Origin of the sequence: Leucobacter komagatae (genome assembly GCF_000834055.1) — a bacterium.
In the GTDB taxonomy this organism is placed as follows: domain Bacteria; phylum Actinomycetota; class Actinomycetes; order Actinomycetales; family Microbacteriaceae; genus Leucobacter; species Leucobacter komagatae_A.
The window spans coordinates 233465-254804 of sequence record NZ_JXSQ01000001.1; the positions used below are offsets into that span (position 1 = coordinate 233465).

Below are 21340 nucleotides of genomic sequence, written 5' to 3' on the forward strand. Positions count from 1 at the left end.
CTGCAGTGCGGGCCGTTCGGGGCTGGAGTCTCCCGGCGCGGGCGAGGCGCTCGGGCGGGGGCTCCCGTCTCTGCTGACGGGCGTCGTTCCCGCTCGTCTATCAGCAGATCCTATAAGAAACAGGAACGTATCCGTACCTGGTACGGTCACGTTCCTGTCGAAAATGTTGAAGGGTGAGAAAAACACTGAGGGGCCGGCTTGGCGAGGGGCTCCGTGCGCAACGGAACCATTGGGGCCTTACGCAGGAGCAGCTTGCCGAAAGGATCGGCGTGACCCCCCGTTATCTCGCGGCACTTGAGCGGGGCGAGCGGAATGTGACGTTAGACACCTTCGACGAGTACGCCGGCTTCTTGGGTCTCGACGCGGGCGCTCTGCTCTCTGGAGAGGTCCATGACGAGCTACCCGCTGTGCGAGTCAGGCCTGACGATGCAAACCCGAAGGGCCGGCGAGGCAGTAGACAGTAGAGGTTGCTGCCATCGCACCTGCTGTGATGGCTGCAAGCAGAGCCCCCTGTGGCTAGCCTCGGGGTCCCTGCTTGTCTGCTTCTATGCCGCGGGGAACCGCGACACGAAGTCATTGACGTGGATCTTCAACATCCGCGCCACCTCCCCGTCACTGAAGCCGATCGCGCGGGCTTCGCTTACCACTGCCTTCCTGCAGGCGTGCACCTGGGCATGGACGGCCGCCAGGAGGCGCAGCAGGTCCTCGACAGACACAGAGAGGTGCGCAGCCCTCTCTGCTGCGGAGAGGAGCTCCTGAAGCTCGTGGTGTCTGAGGGAGGTGCACTCCTCCTGCATGATGAGCTCGCGCTCAAGGGTTGCGGTCATGGCAGCGCTCCCATGCTCGACCCTGATGCGCCGGGTCGGGGCGCGTCGCCTTTTGCGAGCACGGTCTCCATCGCGCAGGCGCCGTGCTCGGGGCAGACCCTCACCCTGTACGCGCCGAGGTCCGGGAAGAACAGCAGTTCCCTCGTGCAGAGCTGGGGCGGGTCGCAGTCGAGGCAGAAGCGCTGCCACTTCTCATCGGCGATCTCACTGGCAGACATGGCTCAGCAGCTCCTGAACACGTACACGCCGGATGCCGGAGCCTGAGCGCCCAGCACAGCGTAGTCGTGCGCCAGCTCGCGGGCGTGGCTCTTCCAGTCGAAGTGCTGCGCGACCTCCTCGGGAACGCCGTTCAGCATCCCCGTGCTGTCGACGAGATCAGCCGCGTACTCCTCGAAGGACTCCCAGTTCCCACAGTAGCGGTCGTGGAAATCGCCGAGGGCAGGCACGTCGCTCCTGCCGTCGCCCTCGGCGACGTAGTCGCCGCTCGCGACCCAGGCCCGCAGGGCAGGGCGCAGGTGCTCTTCCACGGCGAGCAGAGCCTCGGCCTGCTGCTGGGCCTCGTGGGGGCTCATCTCGCGGTCGACGAGCATGTATTCCGTGTCGTAGCACCAGAGCTCCTCGCAGCCGGCAGGGCTCAGGCCCGTGCCGCGGTGCAGCTCGGCGACGGTCACGGTGCTTGCTTCTGCGGCGTCGTACCAGTCGCCGACCAGATAGCCGGCATTGAAATGAAACATGCAGCCGAGCCAGACGGTGGGCGTCTGCGCCGTCTTGTTACTGGCAGTAGTAGTAGTAGTAGTAGTAGTAGCCATGGGAGCGTCCTCCGGTCTCGTGCGCGAGCAGCGGCGGAAGTGCCCTGCTCGTCCAGAGAGCTCCCGGCCCCGCGTGCGCGGGGCGGCCCCGCGTGGTGTGCTGCTCCGCAGAGGAACAGAAGAGGTAACGATCCAATAACGAAAAAGAACAGTGACGGAGTGTTCACATCTCTGTCACATTTTTGCTTACTAGACTTTAGCTTCACTAATCGATACCCGGGACGGGCATCATGACGATTCACGAGCTGTTTTTGCAGAGGTTACTCCGGCTCGTGTGTGGCAGTGCAGAGCACTGCCCGGGGGAAAACTTGAGAAGGGAATCCCGCTGAGGCAGAGGAGCTAAAGTCTAGTTCCTTCAGAAGCTGTCATAGGTGGTCGCCGGAAGCGGCCAGCTGAAGCCCTACCCCGACGCGATGAGCGTCGGATCGGGTGGACGAGTCGCCGCGCAGCATGCGCGAGCGCGAGATGCACAGAGCGCGGCACGGACGCCGCGCGGGAGGTACAGCACGCGCACACGCGTGCGACAGGCCCCTGGCTGCGGTGATCGCAGCCAGGCAGCAACACAGAGAGCACAGGGCGGCAACACTGCCGCCCCGAGAAGCTGGTGAGACAGGTGAGAAGCGCCTGCCTCTGCGAGCCCGGCGCCCCTGGCGGAGCCTGCGAAGCGAGCGCTGTGACGAGCACAGCGAGCAGCAGAGCTTGGCGCGGCATGACGCCGCGCCCGAAAAAGCATGTGAGACGGGTGAGACGCACTCGTCCAGACGAGCGCGCTGCGATGAGTGTTGCGCGCAGCAAATCGAGAAGAGGAAATGAACATGACTATTACGAATAAGCAGCTGAACCTCGCATTCGACAACATGAAGATTCGCAAGGATCCGACGGGCAAGATGCCGCTGATCGTTGTGGTGCCTCGCGACGCGATCCCGATGGACACGCCCGGAACGATCACGATCGCAGAGGCCGGAGCAAAGGCCATGCGGAAGGGCGTGGAGCAACACTTCGCTGAGCTCGACGATGCCGAAGCATGGGGCGACCCCAGCGCGATCAACGAAGCGATGAGCGCCGCCTCCGAGGCGCTGGAGATGTGGCTGGCGATCGAGCTCTCCTTCGCAGGAGTGCTGCTGAAGCACGGCAAGAAGCTCAAGGGCCGCTCGATGATCGCGGTGAAGTAGCGCGCGCCAGAGAGCAACAACAACCGGGGGCGGCACAGGACGCCGCCCCCGACGAGAAAACACAGCCTCGGCGAAAGTCGCCGAGGCCCTCGCGCAAGAGCGCAAAGAACCAGAACGGAGCATAACCATGACGAAGACAGCAGAGACGACACAGGCCGAGCAGATGCAGCTCGACGCAGTATTGCGCGCAATCCAGACAATGAGCGACAAGCACCGCGAGTTCGAGGCGGCGATGCACGCCGGCGACGAGCAGGCAGTGCGCGCAGCGCTGCAGGCCTGCTCCGAGGCGTCGCACGCCTGGATACGGACCCCGTCCGACTTCGAGGACGGCTCGCCCGCTGATGTGGCGAGGTACGCAGCTCTGGACGAGATCGACGCGCTCGCGACCGCGCCGATCCCGTGGGACCCTGAGGACCGCGGCGCGTTGGTGCTGGCGGCCGAGGTCGCCGAGATCGCTGCCGCGAGCGATGCCATGGGGGCAGCGTACGGGCTGGTCGCGGAAATTGATGAAGAACTGGAGTATCTGGACGGCGAGATCGAGTTGCTTCAAGACATGCTCGGACTCCTCGCAGATGAGGACGAGGACTGCGAGGACTGCATTCGTGAGCCCGACGAGCTGGACGACGAGACTCGCGTCGAGTACGAGGCACGCCTCGCCCGCGACGAGCGTCGGTTCGTGGAGCTCACCATGGAGCGCGCAGCGAAGCTTGGAGCGGGCGGAGAGGACCCGCTGAACTACTGGGGTGTGCTCGCGAAGCACGGGCTGATGATCCCTGAGTGGCACGCGATCCACAGTTACCAGCAGCGGATGCAGCAGGCGCCGGCATCGGTCTGAGCGACAACGGGCAGGGAGCAGAATACTTCCTGCCCGTTGCGTTGGCTCTCGAATGATCTGAGCCCCACGACCCGGGGCATCGCCAGCGCAGTTCGGGTACTTCGCTTAGCAGTGTCGTAGGCCCTCGATAGGATCGCTCCTAACACCTGATACTTCATCTGGAAGCGCGACAGCGCGCGAAGGAGCTAACAAAATATGGCGAGAAAGTCGGCCTCGGCCAAGCCCCAACGAACCCTTGAGCAGACCCTGTGGGACGCCGCGGACAAGCTGCGCGGCAACCAGGAGCCCAGCGAGTACAAGCACGTCGTGCTCGGCCTCGTGTTCCTGAAGTACATTTCCGACCGTTTCGAGGAGCGCCGCGCACAGCTCAAGGACGAGCTCGCGGCTGAGGGCATCAAGCCCGAGCGCATCGACGGCTTCCTGGAAGACCGCGACGAATACGCGAGCCAGAACGTCTTCTGGGTGCCGTCCGCGGCGCGTTGGGGCACGATCCAGGACTCGGCGAAGCAGCCGGAGATCGGTGAACTCATCGACACCGCGATGGACCTCATCGAGAAAGAGAACCCGACGCTCAAGGGCGTGCTACCGCGCAACTACGGTCGTGACGGTCTTGACAAGAAGCGCCTCGGCGAGCTCGTCGACCTCATCGGCTCGATCGGCTTCACCGCGACCGATGACCACGGAGCCGACGATGTGCTCGGCCGTGTGTACGAGTACTTCCTGGGCCAGTTTGCCGGCAAGGAGACAGGCAAGGACGCGGGAGCGTTCTACACGCCACGCTCGGTCGTCAAGACGCTGGTAGAGATGCTGGAGCCCTACAAGGGCCGCGTGTACGACCCAGCTGCCGGGTCTGGCGGCATGTTCGTGCAATCTGCTGAGTTCGTGAAGGCTCACGGCGGTAAGCGCACTGACATCTCCGTGTACGGGCAGGAGTTCACCGACACGACGTGGAAGCTCGCGAAGATGAACCTCGCGCTGCGCGGCATCGAGGCGGACATGGGCGTGCGCTCGGCCGACTCGTTCACCGAGAACCTGCATCCTGATCTGCGCGCTGACTTCGTGATCGCGAACCCGCCGTTCAACGTCTCCGACTGGTGGGACGCGAGCCTCGCGGACGACCCGCGCTGGAAGTACGGCACGCCGCCACAGGGCAATGCGAACTTCGCATGGGTACAGCACTTCGTCTACCACCTGGCACCGAACGGCACAGCTGGCTTTGTGCTGGCGAACGGATCGCTATCATCCAAGAGCAGCGGCGAGGGCGAGATCCGGCAGCGGCTCGTCGAAGCAGGGCTCGTCGACTGCATCGTGGCGATGCCGGACAAGCTGTTCTTCAACACGGGCATCCCGGTGTCGCTGTGGTTCGTGTCCAAGGGCCGCGACGGCAACGGCCACCGCGCTCGCAAGGGCGAAGTGCTGTTCATCGACGCTCGCAAGCTCGGCGACATGGAGTCGCGCCGCCTGCGCGTACTCTCTAACGATGACATCGCGAAGATCGCGGACACCTACCACGAGTGGCGCAACCACGACGGAGAGTACGAGGACGTGCCCGGATTCGCGAAATCAGCAACGATCGAGGAGATCGAGAAGCACGACTTCGTACTCACGCCGGGTCGGTACGTCGGTGCCGAAGAGGCAGAAGCCGACGACGAGCCGATCGACGAGAAGATTGAGCGCCTGACAACTGAGCTGTTCGCAGAGTTCGAGCGTGGGCGCGAGCTGGAGGAAGTGGTACGGCAACGATTGGGTGGGCTGCGATCATGACCGCCACGACCTTTGCCGAACTGATCCGACGTGGATCCCTCATCGTCAATGACGGGTACCGGACCAAGCAGTCTGAGCTTACTCCCTCAGGAATCCCTATTCTTCGTGTGGCTGAGATCGGTGATGGTTTCCTCGCGCCCCAATCCGAGGACCGAATCAGCGAAGACTATCGTCGTGCCATTGGCGTGAAGCTTTCCGAACCCGGGGATGTCCTCCTCACCACGAAAGGGACGGTCGGACGACGCGCGATCGTGCCGGAGTCTGCAACCAGCTTTGCTTACTCACCCCAGGTTTGCTTCTTCCGGGTACTCGACGAAACGATAGATCGAAGGTGGTTGTACTACTGGCTCGGAGGGTCCGAGTTTTGGGAGCAGGCATTTGGTGTTTCTACACAAACTGACATGGCGCCCTACATCAGCCTTCGTGACCTGAGGGCTATTTCGATCGCTCTTCCAAAGCTCGAAGAGCAGCGCGCGATCGCGGCGACGCTCGGCGCACTCGACGACAAGATCGAGTCGAACCGGCGGGCGGTCGCGACGATCTCCGACTTGCTTGATGCAATCTCGGAGAGCAACGGCGCAGACCTTCCCAATGTGCCTCTGGGGGATATCGCAACTTCAATCAAGGATTCGGTTAATCCGCTCAAGCTTGGTGATGCACCCGTTGACCACTTCAGTCTTCCGGCGTTTGACTCCGGGGCTCGGCCCGAGCGTGTCGGTGCAGCGTCGATCAAGAGCAACAAGCTCAGGGTGCCGAAGAGCGCGATTCTTATCTCCAGGCTCAACCCGCGATTCAATCGAACTTGGTGGGCTTCCGCTGAGGCAGAGACGTCAGCACTTGCATCTACTGAGTTCCTCGTATTGACGTCTGAAGATGCCCTGGAGTTGGCAGCCGTGTGGCTGGCGGTGCGTGATCCGTTCTTCCGTGAGGAACTACCGAAGCGTGTGACGGGCACGTCGGGGAGCCACCAAAGAGTGCGGCCCGATGACCTACTCACGATCAATGTCCCAGATTTCAGAGGTGCTGCGCCGGAAGTGAAGCAGACAACGCTCGGGTTGTTGATGCGCTCCGAAAGCCTGCGTATCGAGTCTGACCGTCTGAGCAGCCTCCGCGACGCGCTCCTGCCTGAGTTGCTGTCCGGGCACATCCGCGTACCCGTCTCAGAGGTGGCTGTATGAGCGCGCTTGACGTCGAGTGGGCGATTACTTCTCTGAGAGAGTTCGTCCACGCTACCGATCAGGTGGCGTATGACAATCGCCCAGGCAGCGGAGTGGTCATGCTCGGTACATATCAGCGTGTTCCTGACGCTAAAGCCGCCGAGCTTGCCTACGTCGCCGAGCAGATCCTTGACCGCGCGCTGCCCGAATGGCGTGTCGCGGAGGGTAAGCGCGGAGAAGCGAAGGGCAAGGCACGATGGAAGCATCTGCGCGACTGGGCTGCAAGGGGGATCGCTGCCCTCGAACGTGAGGCCGAGCTTCAAGAAAAGCTCGGTGACGCAGCACCTCGTGTGTCGGCAGGTGACTTCCACTCCTGGATCTGGCTCGGGGCATCGTCGCTTTGGTATTCGGGCCACTACCGCGAGGCAGTCGAGGGTGCCATACGCAAATTGAACGCCGAGACGCAGAACAAGCTAGGTCGTCGCGATCTCAGCGAGGACGATCTGTTCAAACAGGCCTTCAGTGAGCAACCACCAGCACCGAATAGCCCTCGTTTGCATCGGATGAAAGACGACAGCAGTAAGACGTTCAAATCGGCGCAGCGGGGCGCACGAAGCCTCGCGGAAGGCGTCTTCGCTGGTATTCGCAACCCGCTCGCCCATGAGTCCGAAGTGGACATGCCTGAGCAGCAAGCGCTGGAGTACCTCGCTGCTCTCAGCGTGCTCGCTCGGTGGGTGGACGAGTCGAGTCTGGAGACCGCATCATGACTTCCTTCAACGAGAACGTCGTCGAGCAAGCTGCCCTGGAGTACTTCGCGGACCTCGACTACGCCGTGGTGCACGGACCGGACATCGCGCCAGGCGAGGCTGCATCTGAGCGCGACTCGTACGAGGACGTGATCCTTTGGGGCAGTCTCCGCGAGGCGATGCGGCGGATCAACCCCGACGCGCCCCCTACGCTGATCTCCGAGGCGATCAAGTCATTCCAGCGCGCCGAGTCGCAGAGCGCGATCGACGAGAACGCTCGCGTGCACAAGCTGATCGTCGAGGGCGTGCCGGTCGAGCATCGCGACGCCGAGGGCACGCTGCGCACGACGCGACTCCAGCTCGTCGACTTCGACGAGCCGAGCAACAACGACTGGGTCGCGATCAACCAGTTCACGATCATCGAGAACGGCAAGAACCGCCGCCCCGACGTGCTCGTCATGCTGAACGGCCTGCCTGTGTCGCTGCTGGAGCTGAAGAACCCGGCGGCGGAGAATGCGACGCTCAAATCAGCGTGGAACCAGGTGCAGACGTACCGCCAGGACATCCCGTCGGTGTTCGTGCCGAACGCGGTGACGGTGATCTCTGACGGCATGTCGGCCGCGATGAGCAGCTACTCCGGCGCGTTCGAGCACTACGCGCCTTGGAAGACCATCGAGGGCCGCGAGGTCGTGACCGACCGCCCCGCGCTTGAGGTGCTCATCAAGGGTGTTTTTGCTCCCGAGCGGTTCTTGGACATCCTGAAGAACTTCGTCGTGTTCAGCGACGAGACCGTGACCGACAAGAGCACCGGTCAGCCGACGCGAACGCTCGTGAAGCGGGTTGCGAAGTACCACCAGTACTGGGCGGTCAATGCCGCGGTCGAGTCCACGGTGTCCGCCTCGCGCCCTGACGGCGACCGGCGGGGCGGCGTGGTGTGGCACACGCAGGGTTCGGGCAAGAGCTTCGAGATGGTGTTCTACGCGGCGAAGATCATGCGCGACCCGCGCATGGCGAACCCGACGCTCGTGTTCATCACCGACCGCAACGACCTCGACGACCAGCTGTTCGGGGAGACCTTCGCACCGGCGCGCATCCTGCCTGAGACTCCGGTGCAGGCCAGTACTCGCACTGATCTGCGCGAGAAGTTGAAGCGCGCGTCTGGCGGCATCGTGTTCACGACGCTGCAGAAGTTCGCGCCCGGCGAGGACGGAGACGCGAATCCGGTACTCACCGACCGCAGGAACGTGGTCGTGATCGCCGACGAGGCGCACCGCAGCCAGTACGGCTTCGGCGAGACTCTCGACCGCCATGGCAGGCTGAAGGCGGGCCTCGCGAAGCACATGCGCGACGCGCTGCCGGGCGCGACATACCTCGGCTTCACCGGCACGCCCATCGAGTCGAACGACAAGTCAACCCGCGCCGTGTTCGGCGACTACATCGACGTGTACGACCTCACCAGGGCGGTGGACGACGGCGCCACGGTGAAGATCTTCTACGAGTCAAGGCTCGCCCGCGTCGAGCTTTCTGACGCTGATCTCGCAGCGCTGGACGAGCTCGCCGACGAGATCACCGAGACCGTGGAGGAAGACACCGCGACGGCGGCGAAGTCGCGCTGGTCGCGCCTGGAGGCGATCGTCGGCTCTGAGTCCCGGCTCGATCGTGTGGCTCAGGACATCGTCGACCACTGGGAGAAGCGCCGCGAGGCGATGCTCGGCAAGGGCATGATCGTCGCGATGAGCCGCAGGATCGCTGTGCGCCTGTACGAGAAGATCGTGGCGCTCAGGCCAGACTGGCACTCAGATGACCCTGCGGAGGGCAAGATCAAGGTCGTCATGACCGGGTCTGCTGCTGATCCTGCCGAGTTCCAGCCGCACATCCACTCGAAGGACGTGCGCAAGGACCTGAAGCTGCGGGCGAAGAACGCTGACGACGAGCTGGAGCTCGTGATCGTGCGCGACATGTGGCTCACCGGCTTCGACGCGCCGTCGATGCACACGATGTACGTCGACAAGACGATGCAGGGCGCTGGGCTGATGCAGGCGATCGCACGCGTGAACCGCACGTTCCGCGACAAGCCCGGCGGGCTGATCGTCGACTACATCGGGCTGTTCGCCAACCTCCAGGAGGCCTTGCAGGAGTACTCACCGTCCGACCGGGACCAGGCGGGCGTGCCGATCGAGGAGATCGTCAACGCGATGCTGGAAAAGCACGACATCGTTCGCGGGATCCTGCACGGCGTCGCGTATGACGCATCGCCAGCGCTGTCGTCGTCTCAGCGGCTCGCAGAGTACGCGAAGGTGCTCGACTTCGTGATGGCGGACCCTGACCGCACGAAGCGGTTCAACGACGAGGTGCTCGCTCTGGCGAAGGCGTTTGCCCTCGCTGGCGCACGCGATGAAGCAGCGGCGATCCGTGACGACGTGCGGTTGTTCACGGACGTGCGCGCGGCGATCCTGAAGATCCTGAACCCCGACTCCGGCAAGGGAGGCTCCGGCGCGGTGGAGATCGACACAGCGCTCGGGCAGCTGCTCAACGAGGCGGTCGCCGCCGAGGACGTCGTCGACGTGTACAAGCTGGCGGGCGTCGAGACACCTGAGATCTCGATCCTGAGCGACGAGTTCCTGGACTCACTCGCAGGCAAAGACAAGCCGAACCTCCAGATGGGGCTCCTCCGCAAGCTCCTGAACGACCAGATCCGCACGGTGCAGCGCAAGAACATCGTGCAAGGGCGGAAGTTCTCGGAGATGCTCGACGAGGCGGTGAAGCGCTACACGAACAGGTCTCTGTCGACTGCGGAGATCATCGCTGAGCTCGTGAAGCTCGCGAAGCAGGTCCGCGACGATCAGAACCGCTTCGAGCAGCTGGGCCTTCGCGAGGACGAGGTCGCGTTCTACGACGCGGTAATCCAGAACGACTCCGCCGTGCTGGAGCTCGGCGACGAGACACTGAAGGCGATCGCACGGGACCTCGTGAAGTCGGTGCAGCAGTCAGCGACGATCGACTGGAACCTCAAGGAGTCGGTGCTCGCGACGATGCGCTCGAAGGTGCGCAGGATCTTGGCCCGTTACGACTATCCACCGGACGCCGAGGAGCAGGCTGTGGAGCTCGTCCTGAAGCAGGCAGAGGTTTTTGCCGACGGTGTCGGTGCGGAGCCCAACAACGGAGCAGTCTGAGTATGGGTAAAGCGAGCCGACTGAAGGCTGAACGGGCTGCGGACAGAAAAGGGAGACTTGTGTCTGTGGGCCAGAGGGGGACGCCTGAGGAAGAACTGAGCGCCGCCACCAGCGTCGTAGGCGAGCTCTTCGGCATAGAGGCCGACTGCGCGGCTGCCGCGGGGCTGCTTGTTGCGATCGGCGATGAACTTGGGCACGCTCTTCGGCCGCGTCCCGTGGCTGCGATCATCAGGGAGACGAAGTCCAATACGTTGCTTGCGATGGGACCGAAAGCGACAAAGAAGTTCAGTCCCGAGCAGATTGCCGGTATGGAGAACCACCGACCAGGCGGGCGCGACACGGGTCACCTCGTTGTGACCTCTGACGAGCACAAGCTTCTGCTCGATCCCAACATGCGGCAGCTGGGGAATGTGGGAGTCGATGCGCCCAGCATCTTGATCCGAGTGCGAAGCACGGAGCCGGAGTCGGGTGAGTGGCAGTTCCGCCACGAAGGCCTTGAGATTCTGTACTTCGTTGACGACGAGAACCGCGCTCTGCTGCCGCACTACGAGAACGCGCATCGCGAATCCCGCGTGTATGCGCAGGCTATCGCCGAGGGAATCCGTGCCGGAGTTGATCCGATCGAAATCGCCGCACGTATGAAGAAGAGCTAAGCCTGTGAATTGACAGCGAAGTTGGCAATAGTGACAGTGAAGTTGGCAATAACTCAATCAAGTTGGCAATAACCGTTATTTTGACACAGTACTTGGCAACAGCCGCGAGGTAGCTTTGGGTTAGCGGCTAGAAGCTACACAGCTCACCAATATCAATAACGTCAGCGGAACAGTAAACGTATCCGCTTAGTTGTCATCAGCTGGCAAGGATCAACCATCCTGGCGCTTTCACCTAATTCATGGTAAAGCCCGTATTATTGAGAACAATACGGGCTTCACTTCAACTGCGTGAGACATCGGGCAGTTTTGCGCCTGCAAAGACGCCGACGAGGCCCATCGCCGCGAGCAACAGCAGCGCCCACGAGACGTGCACGGTCGCGAGCAGCGCGCTCACCCCACCCACGACGAGAAGAATGATGCCCATTGCGGTGTTTGAGACTGCAACATAGGTGGTGCGAGTATCGCCCTCTGCCATGTCGACCACATACGTTTTGCGGCCGATGCGCACGCCCGTGTGCATGAGCGTGAGTGCAAAATACACCGTGATGTAGAACAGGTTTACCCACCAGCTCGCGTCTGATTGGAATGCCGACGCACTGCCAGCCTCGGCAAGCGTAGCGACGATCACGGCCGAGAGAATGATCGCCGAAGCAACCCCTGCCCCGATACTCATGACCTTGCGACTCGAGCGATCTGCGAGCCTGCCAAACAGCCTTCCGCCGATGAGCGCAGCAAGCCCAGAAGCGATAATGAACCCGCCAAGCCCCGCGAGACTCGACGCGCCAGACTGGATCGACAGCGTCACGATAAACGGAGGGCTCAGCGACGAAACGAGAAGCAACCCGCGGACCCCGACAAACTGCCTGAAACGCGCGTCTTCACGCAACAATTGCACCGCCTGAGAGAGCCCATGAAACGGTTTGGCTGGAGCGACCTCGGTGCTCTGCGCCTCTGGGGCTTCCTCACTCGCAGGTTCACGCACTCCGGCATAGATCACCGCGACCCCCACCCAGAGCGCTGCACCCGCGGCGAGCAACCAGGCGAGGTGAGCAGCTGCGAGTTCCGCTCCCACAAACGCTCTGATCGCAAGGCCCAGGGTGATCGCAACAATGCCTGCAACGGTGGTTGAAATACCATTGAGCTGCCCCCGTTCGCCCTTCGGAATCGTGCGTCCCTGCACATCTTTTGACGCGATCGAGCAGAGGCATCGACCGAGCGCAAAGATCGCGAGCGCGACGAGAATGCCGACGCCCGCTGCAAGCCCTGAGCCGAGCGCTGCGATGAACGCCATCACCGCGACCGCCCCCGCCTGCACGAGCGCGCCAACTACGAAGATCCATTTGCGATGCTTCACCCGCACAACGAGTGGGGTAAGTAGCGCTTGCGGCAACATCGAGAGAGACTCGCGGATCGGCACGAGAAGTCCCGTCAACGCAGCCGGGGCCCCGAGTGACGCGAGCACCCAGGGCAGCACCGTCGATGCGTTGACCGCCTGATCGCCAGACGATTGCAGGGCACCCGCCGTGATTTGGCGCAGACCATTTGACGCCACCTTGTCGCGCAGCCCTTTGGGCATGCGCTGCTCGGCGTCTCGGGAACGACGGATGAGTTTCGAATACCACCACTCGCTGGCGGTCACGGGGGCAGACTCGCCCCCGTGTTCACTTGCCGCGATCAGTGGTCGTGATCCTGATCCGCCTGTGTTTCATGCACGGTGCCCGGCGCGTGATGCGGTGGAGCATAGATGCTGTAGACCTTCATCGGAACGTCGCCGATGTTGGTGATGTTGTGCCACATGCCCTTGGGCACAAGCACGGCCCAGTCGTCGGCGACCTCTTCATCAAACGAGAGCTCTTCGGGCGAAGGTCCCATTTGTACCCGACCGCGACCCTGTTCAAGTCGCAAGAACTGATCGGTATCGTCGTGCACTTCGAGACCGATATCGCCTCCGACAGGAATCGACATGAGGGTGAGCTGCATGAGCTCCCCCGTCCATACTGTCGTGCGGAAATTGGTGTTTGCACGGGTCGATGCTTCGATGTTAACGGTATATGGGTTTGGGCCATGATCTGGTGTTTGTGTCATTGCTTAAGCCTAATGACCTGGCCGAGCAGTAATCAAGCGAGGATAAGCTGGCCTTGCTCGGCAAACATTCAGATTGGAGAGGTTCAGGGATGACACAGGGCAAATTCTTTGACGACGAGGTACTCGAGGCCATGGCGACCAGGCGTTCAGTGTCGAAAGTGGGGCCGCACACCCCCACCGACGACGAACTCCGCGAGCTCCTCGCCGCGGTCACCCCGGTTGCCGACCATAAGGCGTTGCGCCCGTGGCGACTCATCGTGTTGCGGGGCGAGGATCGGGGCCGTCTAGCCGATGCGCTCGACGCGGCCGCAGGGACCACCCGTGAACCGGGAGAACGCAATTCCAAGCCATACCGGGCAGAACTCCTCATCGCGGTCATCGCCAGCTCCACCGAGCACCCGCTCGTGCCAGAGTGGGAGCAACACGCGACTGCGGCTGGCGCCGGGCACCTGCTCGAACTCGCACTGTGGCGAGCCGGGTGGGGCGTGATGTGGCGCACCGGAGTGCTCGCGAACAGCGACCCAGTGCGAGCCATGCACGGGCTCGAAGAACACGAGCACCTCATGGGGTGGTTGTATGTGGGTGACATTGACCCGTCATTCCGAGAGCGCCTGGAGGCATCGAATCGGCCGGCACTCGACCCGCATCAGTTTCTCGGAATGCTCCCCTAACCTCAGAGGTCACCCTCCTCGAGTTAGGTGAACATGAGCATAAAGATGTACATATTTTTTGTTCACAAATGCTACTTCAGAGCATGACTGCTCTCGCACCTCACGTTGAAACCTGGGCCGTTTCCCGAGAAAAACTCGCCTGTACTTTGAAGCGGTTTCGCGAACAAGGCGCAGCCGCAGGGCCATTGACCTTCGGAGCGCATCGCAAGCCCGAGGGAGGAGGGGCTGGGTGTGGCCCTAGCGAGCGAAGCAGCACATCCAGAAACAATGCCAACTTCGTTGGCAAAACACCGACTAAACCAAACGTGATTACGGAGAAATTCCGCATAATCACTGGGATGCCAACTAGCGAAAAAGTGCCATCTTCGCTGTCATCTCACAAAGCCCCATCGCTCGGGCGCTGGCTTTTTCGTGTCCATCAGAGCCTACCCGAGCAGACGTCGCAAAGCACGGGTCTCCGTGCGTCCAACGGACGCAGACCGCATCTCAATGGACGCAACTGTCGGATGGTCTTAGGTCAGGCCACCATGAAGCGGCGCCGCCGCTAACGACTACTCAAAGTAGTCCTCGTCGACCTCGACAGCGCTGAACCTCTGCTTCTCCTGCACGCCGACGCGGTAAGCAATCATCAGGTCGACGAGCTTTGCGCCGTCGATGAGGATGATGCGCGACTGCACCTTCTTGGCGTAGTCGATCGCGCCCGAGGTGAACGCGCTCGTCGTGAGGAAGACGCCGCGCGAGGCTCCGAAGCCGTGCAATGCCCCGACAAAGGCCTGGATCGGCTCGCGGCCGACGTTGTTGCCCTCCTTGTAGCGCTTGGCCTGGATGTAGACCTGTTCGAGGCCGAGAGCGTCTTGGTCGATAAGCCCGTCGATGCCTTCATCATTGGAACCCCCAATGCGCCGGCCTCGCTGTGCTGCGCCGCCGTAGCCCATCTTGAGGAGCAGGTCGACGACCGCCTGCTCGAAGAAGTCGGGGTGGCTATTGCGAAGCCGGTCGAGCAGATCCTCACCGACGCTCGCCTCGATACGGGAGACTGCGTCCTCAATGACCTCGATCGGGTCGGAGATCTCATCGGATGGTTGCACAGGCGTCGACGCTAGCGCAGCGGTCTTAGCCTTCTCCGGCCAAAAAGGGGCGAAGACCTCGCGAGCGAGCGCATAGTCGAAACCCTGGGGGTATTTCGCAAGAGCAGCTCTGCCGGCGTCATTGATGACGTAGTGGCCGCGCTCGGGGCGGTCGACCCATTTCGCTTTACCGAGGTGGCTCAGGACCCATCCCATGCGCTGCTCGTAGCGGGTTCCGCCAGACTTGAGCGTCTCGGCACGAGCGTCGTCGCTGACGCCTGCGTGCTCGGCGACGGCGTCGAATACTTCGCGGCGCTGGCGGCTTTGTCCGTCTGAGAGGACTTGGAGCGTAGGGATGACGTACTCGGGCCAGATCGAGACGAGCGATGCTTCTTCGGGCATGGAGATCATTATCTCAGGCGCTGCTGCGTTCGATTCAATCGCATGATCACAGTAGGTGGAGGCACAGCAATCTTGCCGCGACAATCTACTATGCGTTAAAAGTTCCTGCGAGATCGACGCAGAGACGATTACCGAACTGATAACCCAGCATGCGGCGTCGATGCATCTGGTGCACAGCTACGCCTGGTGCCACGCCGACCTGCTTAGCGGCGGCGGCGATCTCGGCGTCGCGGGTCAGGCCGCGGAACGGCGACAACCCAGAGGGCCCAAACAGAGTCTGGCGTGCAAACTCGTTCGCGGCCTTTTCAGCGTCGCTATTGCGCTTCTTCTCGGTGCTGTACTCCAAGTGCATTTCCCCGCGGGGGTCTCCCAGGACATGGCCAATCTCATGGAACAAAGTCCAGATTACGAACCCATCCTTGCCCCAACGGCCGGTCTGCTGGATCACGGGAACACGCTTGTCGATCCACCGGGTCATTCCGAGCAGCGGAAAGTTCTTCGGGGGTTCGACAGACATCAGCACGACACCGACATCCTCGAGCATGCCGGCCAGGTCGCGAAGCATCGTGGAGTCGGGAGCCGCGGCCCGCGTGCGAAGGTCTGGCAAGGCCGCGCGCAGCTTTTCGGGACTGTAGTCGAGCCCCGTTCCACGTTCGTAAGCTTCATCCGTTTCCGCTGCGCGGAGCCACACGCTGAGCATAGTGGGATCGAGCTTTGAGCCCGATTCCTTGAGAGCCGCGAGGGCGTAGTCGCCCCTGAGTGCCGACTCATGGAGGTGCTCATAGGCTTCCCAGGTGCCGCAACGGTGGAAAGAGAGGAAGTCCGAAACGAGGCGCCCAGGAGCCTTCTTGGTCGCCTCGGTCACTCCGATGGTGCGCAGGTACGAAGCCGCAGCGGGAGCGATGCTGTCCGCATGGGATGCGAGCTCCTGCTCGTCGGCGATGCGCGCCAGGTCAGCTCGATAGAGAGCCTCGTACTTGAGCCAAGTTTTGGCCGGGATGCCAACGACGCGCTCCAGGCGCATCGCGGTCTCGCTGGTAATGGGGGCGCGCCCGTTCACAATCTCGTTAACCTGCTTGCGGCTGCTGCCGAGCAAGTCGGCCACCTGCTGCTGCGAGAGCGCCTGATCCTCGATCCACTCCTCCAAGTACTCTCCGGGAGCGACCGCGTAATCGGTAGTCGTCACGATCCTTCCTTTCCTTAGTTTTTGTGGTAGTCCTCGATATCGAAAACAGTTGCCAGTTTCGCGCTGAGCTTGCCGGCCGGAGAGGGCTTCACGAGAAGTCTCCAGTTGCCGCTTAGTTCACCCGCCCAGCAGTCGGGGCGCATCGAATCAACATCGTGCCAGTCTCCACCGGGATCGTCCGTCGGCAGGTCGCCGATCGTATCCGCGGCACGGAGGGCGTTCATCCTCAGCCGCAGCTTCTTCTTAAGATCGGGGCGCTTGCGCTGCATCTCACGCTCGCTGCTGCACAGCTTCTCCAACTTGTTATTCTTGAATCGCAGTTCCAAGTATATGTCACCGATCTCGTTACAGTCCAGGTCAGGGCATACTCACAATTATGCCGGACGACACGGATCTGGTGATCTCGACACCCTGACGCCATCAGTTCAACGCGACACCCTCACCTCTGCCCGCAAGCCGGTCCGCTTGCGGCGCATAATACTGGTTGCCTCTGCAACACATTGCAGGTCGTTACAACCGCCACGAAAGCCCCGCCCGTGAAATTGCCCGGTGGCGGGTTCCTCAACGCGAAAAAGACAGCCCCAATATGATCATGCTTATGGACAAGCGGTATCAGGTATTCATCAGTTCGACGTTCGTCGACCTCATCGACGAACGCCGAGAGGTGATGCAGGCTCTGCTGGAGATGGACTGCATGCCAGCAGGCATGGAGCTCTTCCCCGCGGGAAACGATGACCAGTGGACGTTGATCAAGGGCGTGATCGAGCAGAGCGATTACTACCTTGTGGTCCTCGGAGGCCGCTACGGATCTGTCACAGAAGAAGGTATTAGCTATACCGAGAAAGAGTACGACTACGCAGTCGAGCTCGGGATACCGGTAATGGGTTTCGTGCCGGCCGACATGGACGAGATTCCCGTCGGCAAGACGGACAAGAACGAGGCTGCTGCGCAGAAGCTCGATGAGTTCCGCGCCAAGGTCCAGAAGCGGATGACCAAGGAGTGGAAGAACGCTGAGGATCTCGGCTCGAAGGTCACTCGCGGTCTGATGCACTTGATCAAGAACAATCCGCGGCCCGGCTGGGTGCGAGGCGATCAGGCAATGACCTCGGAGACCAGAATCCAAATCGCCGAGCTCGAAGCGAAGATTGCGAAACTAGAGAAGCAGGAAATCGAGACTGGCAAAAGCGCAGCTTCGGAGATCGACAGTAGTTTTGCACACGGCCAGGAAGAGGTCGAGGTTACCCTAGTTCACAAGGGCTACAGCAGCAGTTATGGACGGATCGAAGAGCTCGGTGATCTCAAGTACACGTGGGACGAGATCATGGAAGTTCTTGGGCCTTTCATGATCGACGAAGCACCAGAACCCTCCCTGCGGCGCACCTTCAATAGTCACATGCTCAGCGAGATCCAAGCTGACCCCGAAGGATGGACAGACGACATGTCTAACGAGTCTGCGGAGATCTCGGACAAGTCGTGGGGTTCGATCATCGTCCAGCTGCGGGCGCTGCGCCTCATCACGACCGGCACGAAGAAGCGGACGGTTAGCGATAAAGCCGTTTACTGGAAACTGACGCAGGCAGGTGACGATTATCTGGTCGCGCTGCGGGCCGTGCCGAGCAGTGTTCGTGCTCACGACTGAGACCGTTTGTCTACCTGCAGGCTCGTTCAACAAACGGCCATTAGTTGAATCTGAACACCGTGGCCGCGAAGCCGCTGTACCGGTGCAAATAGTGTTCAAAAACTCGTTCAGTAACCAGTAAGGTTGGGAGTAGATAGTGAACAGGTTTTCTGAACGGAGGTGACGCGCGTGGCACTCGTGGGACTCGTGCGTGTGAGCACGAAGGGTCAGGACACCGCACGACAGCACGACGTGCTCGACCCGATCTGCGTCAAGGTGTTCGAGGAGAAGGTCAGCGGCAAGCTCGCGGTCAAGGACCGCCCGGGGCTCACTGCTGCACTTGACTACCTGCGCGACGGGGACATGCTCACCGTGCAGGAGGTGGACCGTCTGGGCCGGAACCTTCTCGAAGGGCTCATCGTACTCACCGAACTCTTCGAGCGCGGTATCTCGGTGAAGGTGCTCGACGGCATCGCCGCTGGTGAGCACACGGAGCGGTCGCTGATCCTTGACCTTGCTCTCGCTCTCGCGGAGGATCGCCGCCGCGACATCAGCCGCAAGACGAAGAACGGCCTCGAAGCCGCACGCAAACGTGGCAAGGTCGGCGGCCGGCCTCGCGTGATCGACGACGACAAGCGTGCGGTCATTCTTGCGCGCCGCGAGAAGGGGGAGTCGATAAGAGTCATCGCTCGGGTGCTCGACGTCTCCGTGGGCAGCGTGCACGCCGTGCTCTTGGAAGAGAGCGCAAAAGCTGAGGCGAATGCATGATCGTTTACCCTTCCGGCCAGGAGCCAGACTTCTGGGACCCGAACCCGGCCGACGCCCGGCACCGCTTCGCGCTCGGCAGGATCGCTGCCTGCTCGCCGGGCTCGCCGCCGTTCGTGGCGATCGGCATGAACCCGTCGCACGCCCGCGAGACCGAGTCTGACAGGACTGTGAACCACGTCATCGACGTGTCGACTCGCGAGCACTCGGGATGGCTCATGCTAAATCTCTACCCGGAGCGGTCTCCCAAGCCGAAGGCGCTCAGGCCGTATGATGCGGGGCTCTCCGCTGCGAACTGCGACGCTATCCAGCACGTGCTCGACCTGGTGGGCGCGACCGAGGTGCTCGGAGCCTGGGGCAACATGGGCGGCTCCGCGACGCTGAGGCGAGCACTGCCCGACGTGCAGGCCTTGCTCGACCGGATGAGCGTGAGGGCGTACACGCTCGACGCCCTGCTCAAGACGGGGAACCCGGCGCATCCGCACCCGCCGGGCCGGCCGTTGCCGATGCTCGGGCCGAAGAGGTATCTGTCGTGAGCGCCTCTGCCAAAATGGTCGCAACGCGCGGAGATTGTCATGTCGGTCACTTTTGAGAGAATGGACTTGTGAACCATATTAACTCGGCTGTCCTGGAGCAGGTGTCCGCCGAGTTGCAGGCCTACGTGTACGTGCTCGTAGATCCGGCCGACGGTGTTCCGTTCTACGTCGGCAAGGGACAGCGGATGCGCCATGCGGCACACCTGGCCGAGGCACTTATTCCGATCGGCGAAGACGATGAGGAAGGTGTCAGATCGAGGAAGCTCGCCAGGATCGACGCAATTCTGGCTCGCGGCGAGGAGCCAGAGGTGTGGATACTGCGCTACGGATTGCGAGCGAGCGAGTACACCGCAGTCGAAGCGGCCGCAATCGACCTGCTCATGAGTTTTCCGATCGAGGCAGACCACTCGAACGCCCCGCTTTCCCGATCGTCCCAGCTCACGAACGCTCGACGTGAGCGGGCTCGCGGACACGGGGTCAGGCTGCTTTCCTCCTTGATCGAGGATTTCGCTGCACCACCGCTGACCACGTCTGAGCCGTTGCTTCTAATCACACTGAACGGCTGGGACGATCATCCTGAGGGCGAGCCTGTGGCCGGGGGCAGGATGAGGTATCGCGTGGGCTACAGTCCCGAATGGCTGGCCTCGGACGCCAGGAAGCGCGCCTACGCGGAGATCGGCGACTCGGTCTCGGCCTGGTGGAGCCTCGATGTATCAAGGATCGAGCGGCTTGGCATCAGGCACGTGGTCGCGCTGCATCGGGGTGTTACGAGGGCGCTCTTCGAGATCGTGCCAGATTCTTGGGAGTTCGACACGAGCAGGGTCGACAAGAACGGCCGGACGATCACGAAAGTCGCATTCCAGGTCGAGGTTGTCGACTCCGGGCCCCTGTTCGATGCAACGGTCGGCCCATACGGGCGGCGTGTTCCCGAGCGTGCCCGAGGCTCTCAGAACGCGATCTACTACTGGCCGAGATAGGCACGCTCTCGCTACGGTTATTTCCGAACGTGGACTCGGGCCCTGAGAATCCAGTGCTGTGACGGCAACGGGGACGAGCACAACCACATATCTGCACAGAGCGCGGAGTACCCGGAGATCACGAGCGCTTAGTCGGCCCTTGCGCCGCCTAAGAACAGAGACCCCGAGGCGGTGACGCCCCGGGGTCTCTATGGTCACTCCATCGCATGTCGCGCGGGCAGGTTGCCGAACCAGCCCGCTGCCAGGCGGTAGGCGGTGAGCCTGTGCTCGGGGTCGGCGCTGTGCTTGTCTATGCGGATGGGCCGGCTGTGCCTGCCGGGCTGCATCTCTGTCACGATGACGGCGTTCTCCGGGTCGTGCGCATCGGCGACGATCGAGAAGCTCGGCAGCGGCGCGTCGTGCGCCCGCCGCCCGGCAGCCGCGAACCTGGCCTCGTGAAAGCCGGGCACAGGGGACGTCCCTGGCGACCCGAGGAGTGACGCTCCGGTCGAGCTCGCGGATGGTGCACGGGTTGTGCGGCAATGCGCCGCGGGCTGGGCAGCTGACCGCGAGTTTCAGCCCGGTGCTGTTCCTCCGCAGCAGGCGATCGTCACTCATCGGCGTCTTCTTCTTCCCTTTCGACCTCGTTGCCGTCCTCGTCGTACTTCGTCCAGCCCTGATTGAGCCCTTCGAGCTCCTCGTAAGTGAACTCGCCGTCAGGGGCGATGGTGTACAGCCGGACCGTGTGGTCGTCGATGATCAGCTCGGCGTAGAGCGAACCGTTGGGCTCGCCGTTCTCGTCGGTGATCTGCGCAAGGAACGGCGTGTAGCCGGCGTAGATGTAGTCGATGGTGGCCCACTGCTCGTCGGTGGGCTCGACGTGGATGATTCTTCGTGCCATTCTCAGGCCTCCTTCTG

23 protein-coding genes are annotated in these 21340 nt (G+C 62.2%); 13 read left to right on the forward strand and 10 right to left on the reverse strand.

The annotated features are described in order from the left end of the window. The first annotated feature begins 173 nt into the window (after positions 1 to 173). Positions 174 to 464 carry a helix-turn-helix domain-containing protein gene (locus tag SD72_RS01030; protein WP_042542550.1) on the forward strand — a complete coding sequence of 97 codons (291 nt, stop codon included), beginning with the start codon at positions 174 to 176 and terminating at the stop codon, positions 462 to 464. Between the two features lie 81 nt (positions 465 to 545). Here SD72_RS01030 and SD72_RS01035 read toward each other — a convergent pair whose 3' ends face one another. Genes SD72_RS01035 through SD72_RS01045 form a run of 3 tightly spaced genes read right to left on the reverse strand, consistent with a single transcriptional unit; the run spans position 546 to position 1636 of the window. Beyond that, positions 546 to 827 (reverse strand): hypothetical protein, encoded by a 282-nt coding sequence (locus tag SD72_RS01035; protein WP_042542551.1) that lies wholly within the window; start codon positions 825 to 827, stop codon positions 546 to 548. Continuing rightward, positions 824 to 1045 (reverse strand): hypothetical protein, encoded by a 222-nt coding sequence (locus SD72_RS01040; RefSeq protein ID WP_042542552.1) that lies wholly within the window; start codon positions 1043 to 1045, stop codon positions 824 to 826. Before SD72_RS01040 ends, SD72_RS01035 begins: the two co-directional genes overlap by 4 nt. Before the next feature lie 3 nt (positions 1046 to 1048). Continuing rightward, positions 1049 to 1636, reverse strand: a complete 588-nt coding sequence (locus SD72_RS01045; protein WP_042542553.1) for an antirestriction protein ArdA — start codon at positions 1634 to 1636, stop codon at positions 1049 to 1051. Positions 1637 to 2451: 815 nt separating this feature from the next. On the opposite strand from SD72_RS01045, the gene SD72_RS01050 reads away from it, so the two are divergent. From SD72_RS01050 to SD72_RS01080, 7 genes are all read left to right on the forward strand, one after another. Further along, complete coding sequence (locus SD72_RS01050) at positions 2452 to 2808, forward strand: hypothetical protein (protein WP_157000396.1); 357 nt, start codon at positions 2452 to 2454, stop codon at positions 2806 to 2808. Between the two features lie 127 nt (positions 2809 to 2935). Then, positions 2936 to 3643: a hypothetical protein gene (locus SD72_RS01055; RefSeq protein ID WP_042542555.1), complete on the forward strand. Its 708-nt coding sequence runs from the start codon at positions 2936 to 2938 to the stop codon at positions 3641 to 3643. Between the two features lie 195 nt (positions 3644 to 3838). Further along, positions 3839 to 5407 carry a class I SAM-dependent DNA methyltransferase gene (locus tag SD72_RS01060; protein ID WP_042542556.1) on the forward strand — a complete coding sequence of 523 codons (1569 nt, stop codon included), beginning with the start codon at positions 3839 to 3841 and terminating at the stop codon, positions 5405 to 5407. Further along, on the forward strand, positions 5404 to 6585 hold the full coding sequence (locus tag SD72_RS01065; protein WP_052492367.1) for a restriction endonuclease subunit S: 1182 nt from the start codon (positions 5404 to 5406) through the stop codon (positions 6583 to 6585). The genes SD72_RS01060 and SD72_RS01065 overlap by 4 nt, the downstream gene beginning before the upstream one ends. Then, positions 6582 to 7331 carry a TIGR02391 family protein gene (locus SD72_RS01070; RefSeq protein ID WP_042542557.1) on the forward strand — a complete coding sequence of 250 codons (750 nt, stop codon included), beginning with the start codon at positions 6582 to 6584 and terminating at the stop codon, positions 7329 to 7331. The genes SD72_RS01065 and SD72_RS01070 overlap by 4 nt, the downstream gene beginning before the upstream one ends. Then, entirely contained in the window at positions 7328 to 10483 is a 3156-nt protein-coding gene (locus SD72_RS01075; RefSeq protein WP_042542558.1) for a type I restriction endonuclease subunit R, read from the forward strand. The genes SD72_RS01070 and SD72_RS01075 overlap by 4 nt, the downstream gene beginning before the upstream one ends. Positions 10484 to 10542: 59 nt before the next feature. Further along, positions 10543 to 11136: a hypothetical protein gene (locus tag SD72_RS01080; RefSeq protein ID WP_157000397.1), complete on the forward strand. Its 594-nt coding sequence runs from the start codon at positions 10543 to 10545 to the stop codon at positions 11134 to 11136. 280 nt (positions 11137 to 11416) lie between these two features. Here SD72_RS01080 and SD72_RS01085 read toward each other — a convergent pair whose 3' ends face one another. Next, a complete protein-coding gene (locus SD72_RS01085) occupies positions 11417 to 12775 on the reverse strand; it encodes an MFS transporter (protein ID WP_042542560.1) in 1359 nt (452 codons plus the stop codon). 35 nt (positions 12776 to 12810) lie between these two features. Then, the gene (locus SD72_RS01090; RefSeq protein WP_042542561.1) at positions 12811 to 13221 is read right to left on the reverse strand and encodes a cupin domain-containing protein; all 411 of its coding nucleotides are present in this window, start codon (positions 13219 to 13221) and stop codon (positions 12811 to 12813) included. An 89-nt stretch (positions 13222 to 13310) separates the two neighbouring features. Here SD72_RS01090 and SD72_RS01095 point away from each other — a divergent pair, with 89 nt between their 5' ends. Next, positions 13311 to 13892 (forward strand): nitroreductase family protein, encoded by a 582-nt coding sequence (locus SD72_RS01095; protein WP_232299595.1) that lies wholly within the window; start codon positions 13311 to 13313, stop codon positions 13890 to 13892. A gap of 551 nt (positions 13893 to 14443) precedes the next feature. On the opposite strand, the gene SD72_RS01100 is transcribed toward SD72_RS01095, so the two are convergent. The 3 genes from SD72_RS01100 to SD72_RS01110 form a co-directional block, all read right to left on the reverse strand. Next, positions 14444 to 15361: a restriction endonuclease gene (locus tag SD72_RS01100; protein ID WP_042542698.1), complete on the reverse strand. Its 918-nt coding sequence runs from the start codon at positions 15359 to 15361 to the stop codon at positions 14444 to 14446. 88 nt (positions 15362 to 15449) lie between these two features. Beyond that, the gene (locus SD72_RS01105) at positions 15450 to 16547 is read right to left on the reverse strand and encodes a HigA family addiction module antitoxin (RefSeq protein ID WP_042542562.1); all 1098 of its coding nucleotides are present in this window, start codon (positions 16545 to 16547) and stop codon (positions 15450 to 15452) included. Between the two features lie 14 nt (positions 16548 to 16561). Continuing rightward, the gene (locus tag SD72_RS01110; protein WP_198141815.1) at positions 16562 to 16846 is read right to left on the reverse strand and encodes a hypothetical protein; all 285 of its coding nucleotides are present in this window, start codon (positions 16844 to 16846) and stop codon (positions 16562 to 16564) included. A gap of 299 nt (positions 16847 to 17145) precedes the next feature. Between SD72_RS01110 and SD72_RS01115 the strand changes: the two genes are divergently transcribed. The 4 genes from SD72_RS01115 to SD72_RS16715 all read left to right on the forward strand — a co-directional run bounded on the left by SD72_RS01115 (position 17146) and on the right by SD72_RS16715 (position 20443). Further along, positions 17146 to 18186, forward strand: coding sequence for a DUF4062 domain-containing protein (locus tag SD72_RS01115; RefSeq protein WP_042542564.1), 1041 nt, complete (start codon positions 17146 to 17148; stop codon positions 18184 to 18186). Between the two features lie 168 nt (positions 18187 to 18354). Next, entirely contained in the window at positions 18355 to 18933 is a 579-nt protein-coding gene (locus SD72_RS01120) for a recombinase family protein (RefSeq protein WP_042542565.1), read from the forward strand. Next, a complete protein-coding gene (locus SD72_RS01125; RefSeq protein ID WP_052492368.1) occupies positions 18930 to 19466 on the forward strand; it encodes a DUF1643 domain-containing protein in 537 nt (178 codons plus the stop codon). Before SD72_RS01120 ends, SD72_RS01125 begins: the two co-directional genes overlap by 4 nt. A gap of 68 nt (positions 19467 to 19534) precedes the next feature. Beyond that, a complete protein-coding gene (locus SD72_RS16715; RefSeq protein WP_052492369.1) occupies positions 19535 to 20443 on the forward strand; it encodes a GIY-YIG nuclease family protein in 909 nt (302 codons plus the stop codon). A 194-nt stretch (positions 20444 to 20637) separates the two neighbouring features. Here SD72_RS16715 and SD72_RS01135 read toward each other — a convergent pair whose 3' ends face one another. Both SD72_RS01135 and SD72_RS01140 read right to left on the reverse strand, forming a co-directional pair. Further along, positions 20638 to 20892 (reverse strand): hypothetical protein, encoded by a 255-nt coding sequence (locus SD72_RS01135; RefSeq protein WP_042542566.1) that lies wholly within the window; start codon positions 20890 to 20892, stop codon positions 20638 to 20640. A gap of 140 nt (positions 20893 to 21032) precedes the next feature. Next, a complete protein-coding gene (locus tag SD72_RS01140; RefSeq protein WP_042542567.1) occupies positions 21033 to 21323 on the reverse strand; it encodes a hypothetical protein in 291 nt (96 codons plus the stop codon). Positions 21324 to 21340: the final 17 nt, after the last annotated feature.

Coding starts and splice junctions, on each gene's coding strand:
- SD72_RS01035 (WP_042542551.1), bottom strand. CDS start 827: ATGACCGCAACCCTTGAGCGCGAGCTCATCATGCAGGAGGAGTGCACC.
- SD72_RS01040 (WP_042542552.1), bottom strand. CDS start 1,045: ATGTCTGCCAGTGAGATCGCCGATGAGAAGTGGCAGCGCTTCTGCCTC.
- SD72_RS01045 (WP_042542553.1), bottom strand. CDS start 1,636: ATGGCTACTACTACTACTACTACTACTACTGCCAGTAACAAGACGGCG.
- SD72_RS01050 (WP_157000396.1), top strand. CDS start 2,452: ATGACTATTACGAATAAGCAGCTGAACCTCGCATTCGACAACATGAAG.
- SD72_RS01055 (WP_042542555.1), top strand. CDS start 2,936: ATGACGAAGACAGCAGAGACGACACAGGCCGAGCAGATGCAGCTCGAC.
- SD72_RS01060 (WP_042542556.1), top strand. CDS start 3,839: ATGGCGAGAAAGTCGGCCTCGGCCAAGCCCCAACGAACCCTTGAGCAG.
- SD72_RS01065 (WP_052492367.1), top strand. CDS start 5,404: ATGACCGCCACGACCTTTGCCGAACTGATCCGACGTGGATCCCTCATC.
- SD72_RS01070 (WP_042542557.1), top strand. CDS start 6,582: ATGAGCGCGCTTGACGTCGAGTGGGCGATTACTTCTCTGAGAGAGTTC.
- SD72_RS01075 (WP_042542558.1), top strand. CDS start 7,328: ATGACTTCCTTCAACGAGAACGTCGTCGAGCAAGCTGCCCTGGAGTAC.
- SD72_RS01090 (WP_042542561.1), bottom strand. CDS start 13,221: ATGACACAAACACCAGATCATGGCCCAAACCCATATACCGTTAACATC.
- SD72_RS01095 (WP_232299595.1), top strand. CDS start 13,311: ATGACACAGGGCAAATTCTTTGACGACGAGGTACTCGAGGCCATGGCG.
- SD72_RS01100 (WP_042542698.1), bottom strand. CDS start 15,361: ATGCCCGAAGAAGCATCGCTCGTCTCGATCTGGCCCGAGTACGTCATC.
- SD72_RS01115 (WP_042542564.1), top strand. CDS start 17,146: ATGGACAAGCGGTATCAGGTATTCATCAGTTCGACGTTCGTCGACCTC.
- SD72_RS01125 (WP_052492368.1), top strand. CDS start 18,930: ATGATCGTTTACCCTTCCGGCCAGGAGCCAGACTTCTGGGACCCGAAC.
- SD72_RS01140 (WP_042542567.1), bottom strand. CDS start 21,323: ATGGCACGAAGAATCATCCACGTCGAGCCCACCGACGAGCAGTGGGCC.